The sequence below is a fragment of the Kitasatospora sp. MY 5-36 genome (assembly GCF_001182915.1).
GTDB lineage: Bacteria > Actinomycetota > Actinomycetes > Streptomycetales > Streptomycetaceae > Kitasatospora.
The window spans coordinates 1-5118 of record NZ_LFVW01000737.1 but is presented as its reverse complement, the minus strand read 5'-3'; the positions used below and the strand labels follow the sequence as shown (position 1 = coordinate 5118).

5 protein-coding genes are annotated in these 5118 nt (G+C 72.1%); 2 read left to right on the top strand and 3 right to left on the bottom strand.

The window, feature by feature from the left end:
- Positions 1–98: 98 nt before the first annotated feature.
- Together AE652_RS34870 and AE652_RS34865 are read right to left on the bottom strand one after the other, a co-directional pair.
- Positions 99–1544, bottom strand: a complete 1446-nt coding sequence (locus AE652_RS34870) for an amino acid permease (protein ID WP_049658990.1) — start codon at positions 1542–1544, stop codon at positions 99–101.
- Positions 1545–1808: 264 nt separating this feature from the next.
- Positions 1809–2063 carry a hypothetical protein gene (locus AE652_RS34865; protein ID WP_049658988.1) on the bottom strand — a complete coding sequence of 85 codons (255 nt, stop codon included), beginning with the start codon at positions 2061–2063 and terminating at the stop codon, positions 1809–1811.
- A 146-nt stretch (positions 2064–2209) separates the two neighbouring features.
- On the opposite strand from AE652_RS34865, the gene AE652_RS34860 reads away from it, so the two are divergent.
- Together AE652_RS34860 and AE652_RS34855 are read left to right on the top strand one after the other, a co-directional pair.
- Positions 2210–3205 (top strand): Ku protein, encoded by a 996-nt coding sequence (locus AE652_RS34860; protein WP_049658986.1) that lies wholly within the window; start codon positions 2210–2212, stop codon positions 3203–3205.
- Positions 3206–3262: 57 nt separating this feature from the next.
- On the top strand, positions 3263–3568 hold the full coding sequence (locus tag AE652_RS34855) for a hypothetical protein (RefSeq protein WP_049658984.1): 306 nt from the start codon (positions 3263–3265) through the stop codon (positions 3566–3568).
- Positions 3569–3616: 48 nt separating this feature from the next.
- On the opposite strand, the gene AE652_RS34850 is transcribed toward AE652_RS34855, so the two are convergent.
- Entirely contained in the window at positions 3617–5005 is a 1389-nt protein-coding gene (locus tag AE652_RS34850) for an NADP-dependent succinic semialdehyde dehydrogenase (RefSeq protein WP_049658983.1), read from the bottom strand.
- Between the last annotated feature and the right edge of the window lie 113 nt (positions 5006–5118).

Genomic DNA, 5118 nt, shown 5'->3' with positions numbered 1-5118 from the left:
AACGGCGCCGAGCAGAACGGCGCCGAGCAGAACGGCGCCGGGCCCGGGAGCCTCCGCATCGGCTCCCGGGCCCGGCGTTCCCGCGCGGGGCGGACGGGTCAGGAGCCCGCCGCCGCCACCGCGGCCCGCCGCCGTCGGCCCACCACGGCCGAGGCCGCCAGCACGATGGCTGCGGCGACCAGCGACAGGTACATCTGCTTGCGTCCGTCGGCGTCGGTGAACATGTACGCCATGACGAACCCGATCATGCCCATGGCCGTCCAGGTCAGGTACGGGTACAGCCACATCCGGACGGTGTGCCGCTCGGGCATCTCGCGCTCGATGATCCTGCGCATCCGCAGCTGGGTCGCGCAGATCACCAGCCAGACGAAGAGCGCGACGGCGCCGGAGGAGTTGAGCAGGAAGGCGAACACGGTGTCCGGCGAGGTGTAGTTGAAGAACACCGCGACGAAGCCGAAGACCACCGAGGAGAGGATCGCCACCCGCGGCACGCCGCGCGAGGTCACCGTGGCGAAGGCCTTGGGCGCGTCCCCGCGCTGGCCCAGCGAGAACGCCATCCGGGAGGCCGTGTACATCCCGGAGTTGAGGCAGGACAGCACCGCCGTCAGCACGATCACGTCCATCACCTGGCCGGCGCCCGGGATGCCGATGTGGTCCAGCACCGCCACGTACGGGCTCGCCTTGACGTCGGCGGAGTCCCAGGGCAGCAGGGTGACCACCAGCAGGATCGAGCCCAGGTAGAAGATCCCGATCCGCCAGATCACGCTGTTGGTGGCCTTGGAGACCGCCTTCTCCGGGTTCTCCGACTCGCCGGCGGCCAGGGTCACGATCTCGCTGCCCATGAAGGCGAAGACCACCGTGAGCATGCCGGTGAACACCGCCCCCACCCCGTGCGGCAGGAAGCCGCCGTGGCCGGTGAGGTTGCTGGCGCCGACCGCGTGGGTGCCCGGCAGCAGGCCGAAGGCGGCGAGGGTGCCGATCACCAGGAACGCGGCGATCGCGACCACCTTGATCCCGGCGAACCAGAACTCGAACTCGCCGTAGGAGGCCACCGAGAAGAGGTTGGTGGCGGTCAGCACCGCCATGACTATCAGGGCCCAGCCCCACTGGGGGACGCCCGGCACCCAGTTGTTGAGGATCTTCGCGCCGGCCGTCGCCTCGACCGCGAGCACCACCACCCAGAAGAACCAGTACAGCCAGCCGATGCTGAACCCGGCCCAGCGGCCGAGCGCCCGGTCCGCGTACGCCGAGAACGAGCCGCTCTGCGGGTCGGCCGCGGCCATCTCGCCGAGCATCCGCATCACCAGGACGACCAGCACGCCGGCCATGGCGTAGGAGAGCAGGATGCCCGGGCCGGTGGTCGCGATGCCCGCGCCGGAGCCGACGAACAGGCCGGCGCCGATCACGCCGCCGATGGCGATCATCGACAGGTGGCGGTTCTTGAGTCCGGCCTTCAGGTGGCCGTCGCCGCCGTGGCCGATCGGCCCGGTCTGGTGGGGGAGCTTGGTGGCCGTGGCCGGGGGCTTGGTGGTGTCCGCACTCATCTGGGTGCCCTGTGCCTTTCCCGCGCGGCGTGTCCCTCGGCTCGTCGCGCCGAGGGTGGGGGACTGACCCGCGCATTGCGTCGCAACCTAACTTCTACGCCCGAGTATCGGAACAATCCTTTGGTAACTGTTCGCTCAACGGACGGAAAAGGCCTGGTCGGGGTGGGTGGAAAGGTGGCATGGAAACCTCAAATCTGACGCATCGTCAGCATTTGGAAAGGTCGCCAAGCTCTGTTGGGGCTCAAATCGCCCGCGGGTGGCCGGTCAGATCGGCCGCACGTCGAGGACGGTGATCGACGCCTCGTCCGCCGGCCGCCCGGTGAGCCGGGCGGCGAGGATCCGGGGGATGTCGTCCTCCTGCGAGTATCCGGGCAGCACCGTGACTTCCGCGCGCCGTGCGCCGGGCTCGCCCCGCACCGCGTACGTCACCAGGTAGCCGTACCGCTCCGGCGGCGGCGCCTGGTCGCGTTCCCGCTGGTCCCGCCGGCCCCGCTGGTGCCCCCGGCTCCGGATGCCCATCCGCGTCGACCTCCTCGGCCCATTGTCGGCGCGCTGTGGACGATCGGGGCAAACCAGAGCACAGTGGGACTCTCGGGACATGCCGTAGGAGCATCCCGAGCGTTCTCGGTGCCGGCCGGCTCCCGGCGCCGGTCAGGAGCGACCCCATGCAGACCACCTGGAAGGGGACGATCAGCTTCGGGCTGGTCAGCATCCCCGTCCACCTGTACTCCGCGACCCAGGAGCACGACGTCCCGCTGCACCAGGTGCACGCCAAGGACGGCGGCCGGGTGCGGATGAAGCGGTACTGCGAGCGGGAGGAGAAGGAGGTCCCGTACGCGGAGATCGCCAAGGGGTACGAGTCCCCCGACGGGCGGACCGTCACGCTCTCCGACGAGGACCTCGCCGACCTGCCGCTGCCCAGCAAGAAGATCATCGACGTGCTGGCCTTCGTGGACGAGGGCGAGATCGACCCGCTGATGTTCTCCAAGGCCTACTACGTGGGCGTCGCCGACAAGGCCGCCGCCAAGCCGTACGCGCTGCTGCGCGACGCGCTCACCGACTCCGGGCAGATCGCCGTCACCAAGATCGCGCTGCGCACCCGGGAGTCGCCCGCGGTGCTGCGGGTGCACGACAACACCCTGGTGCTGCAGACCTGCATCTGGCCCGACGAGGTCCGCCCGGCGGCCGGCATCGCGCCCGAGGGCGACGTCGCCGTCCGGCCGCAGGAGCTCAAGATGGCGCGGTCGCTGATGGACACCCTCTCCGAGGACTTCGACCTGTCCCAGCTGCACGACGACTACCAGCAGGCGCTGCAGCAGGTGATCACCGCGCGGCTGGAGGGCGTCGAGGTCCCGCACGAGGAGGAGCCGGGCGAGGCGCCGGACAACGTGATCGACCTGATGGAGGCGCTGCGCAGCAGCCTCAAGCAGGCCAAGGGCGGGCGGGGCGGCGGGGCCGGGGAGGCCGCCCCGGAGGAGGCGGAGCCCGCGCCGCGCAAGCGCGCCCCGGTGAAGCGGAGTGCCTCGAAGGCAGCAGCCTCCGGGAAGGCCCCCTCGGAGACGGCCGCCTCCGAGAAGTCCGCCGGGAAGACCTCCGCGAGGAGCCCGGCGGCGAAGAAGACCACCACCCGGAAGCCCTCGGCTCCCCGCAAGGCCTCCTGACCCCACCGGGGCCAGGCACCCCTCCCGTCCAGCCGTCCAGCACTGGAGGCGATCCCGATGGACCTGCTGACCTACAAGGAACTCGACGCCGAACTCGACGCCCGGGCCGAGGCCGACCCCGCGACCCGCAGGGCCCGGGGCTTCGGGCACCGCGTCTGGCACTGGCTGCTCAGCCTCAGCCCCACCGTGGTGACGTTCATGATCGCGCTCTCGATCGGCCTCTGCATGGTCGCGGTCCAGGTGAGCCTGCTGCCCGTGCTGGTGCCGATGGCGGTCTTCTGGGGCCTGACGCTCATCGCGATGGGCGGCGTGGTCGCCCGCTGGATGACCCCGGGGCCGGGCCGGCACCGGATGGCGTCCTGACCCGGTCGGGAGGGGCGCGGAGCCGGACGGGCGCGGGCCCGGGAGGGCTCAGCCGATCCACACCGTGGTGATGTTGCAGAACTCCCGGATCCCGTGCCCGGACAGCTCCCGCCCGAACCCGGAGCGCTTGACGCCGCCGAACGGCAGCGCCGGGTGGGAGGCCGTCATCCCGTTGAAGAACACCCCGCCGGCCTGGATGTCCCGGACGAAGCGCTCCCGCTCGGCCTCGTCGGTGGTCCAGACGTTGGCGCTCAGCCCGAACGGGGTGTCGTTGGCGACCGCCACCGCCTCGTCCAGGTCGGCCACCCGGTAGACGGTGGCGACCGGGCCGAAGGTCTCCTCCAGGTGGATCCGCATCGCCGGGGTGATGCCCGTCAGAACCGTCGGCTCGTAGAACCAGCCGGTGTCCCAGCCCTCCGGGCGCCCGCCGCCGCACTCCACCCGGGCGCCGTGCACCCGGGCGTCCTCGACCAGCTCCTCCAGGTCGTCCCGGCCCTGGCGGCTGGCCAGCGGGCCGACGTCGGTGGACTCGTCCATCGGGTCGCCGACCTTCAGCGCGCCCATCGCCGCGGTGAAGGCGGCGGTGAAGCGGTCGTACACGTCGGTGTGCACGATGAAGCGCTTGGCGGCGATGCAGGACTGGCCGTTGTTCTGCACCCGGGCCCGGACGGCGGTGCGCACCGCCGCGTCCAGGTCGGCGCTCGGCAGCACGACGAACGGGTCGCTGCCGCCCAGCTCCAGGACGGCCTTCTTCACCTCGTCCGCCGCGGTGGCCGCGACCGCCCGCCCGGCCGGCTCGCTGCCGGTGAGGGTGACGGCGACGACCCGGCGGTCCCGGATCACGCCCTCCACCGCGCCCGAGCCGATCAACAGGGTCTGGAAGCAGCCCTCCGGGAACCCGGCCCGCTGGAACAGCTCCTCGATCGCCAGCGCGGTGCGCGGCACGTTCGACGCGTGCTTGAGCAGACCGACGTTGCCCGCCATCAGGGCCGGCGCGGCGAACCGGAGGACCTGCCAGAGCGGAAAGTTCCAGGGCATGACGGCAAGAACCGGACCGAGCGGGCGGTAGCGGACATAGGCCCGGGAGGCACCGGAGTCGGCGACGTCGGCCGGGGCCGGGTGCTCGTCGGCGAGCAGCTCCTCGGCGTGGTCCGCGTACCAGCGCATCGCCTTCCCGCACTTGGCGACCTCGGCGCGGGAGGCGGCGAGAGGCTTGCCCATCTCCTCGGTCATGGTGCGGGCGACCGCCTCCAGCTCCCGGTCCAGCAGGTCGGCGGCGCGGCGCATCAGTTCGGCGCGGGCGGCGAACGGGGTGCCGCGGTAGCTGTGGAAGGCGGCCTCGGCGCGGGCCAGCCGCCGTTCGATGCCGGCCGCGTCGAGCGGCTCGAAGGTCTGGACGGTCTCGCCGGTCGCGGGGTTGACGCTGGCGATGGGCATGCGGGGCTCCCAGGTGGGGTCACGGTCCGGTGCGTCTGCCCTCACACCCTCCCCGACCGCCCGCCTCCGGGCACGCCACCGCGCGCCCGGCGTGTCCCGGCGGGCGCGCGGCC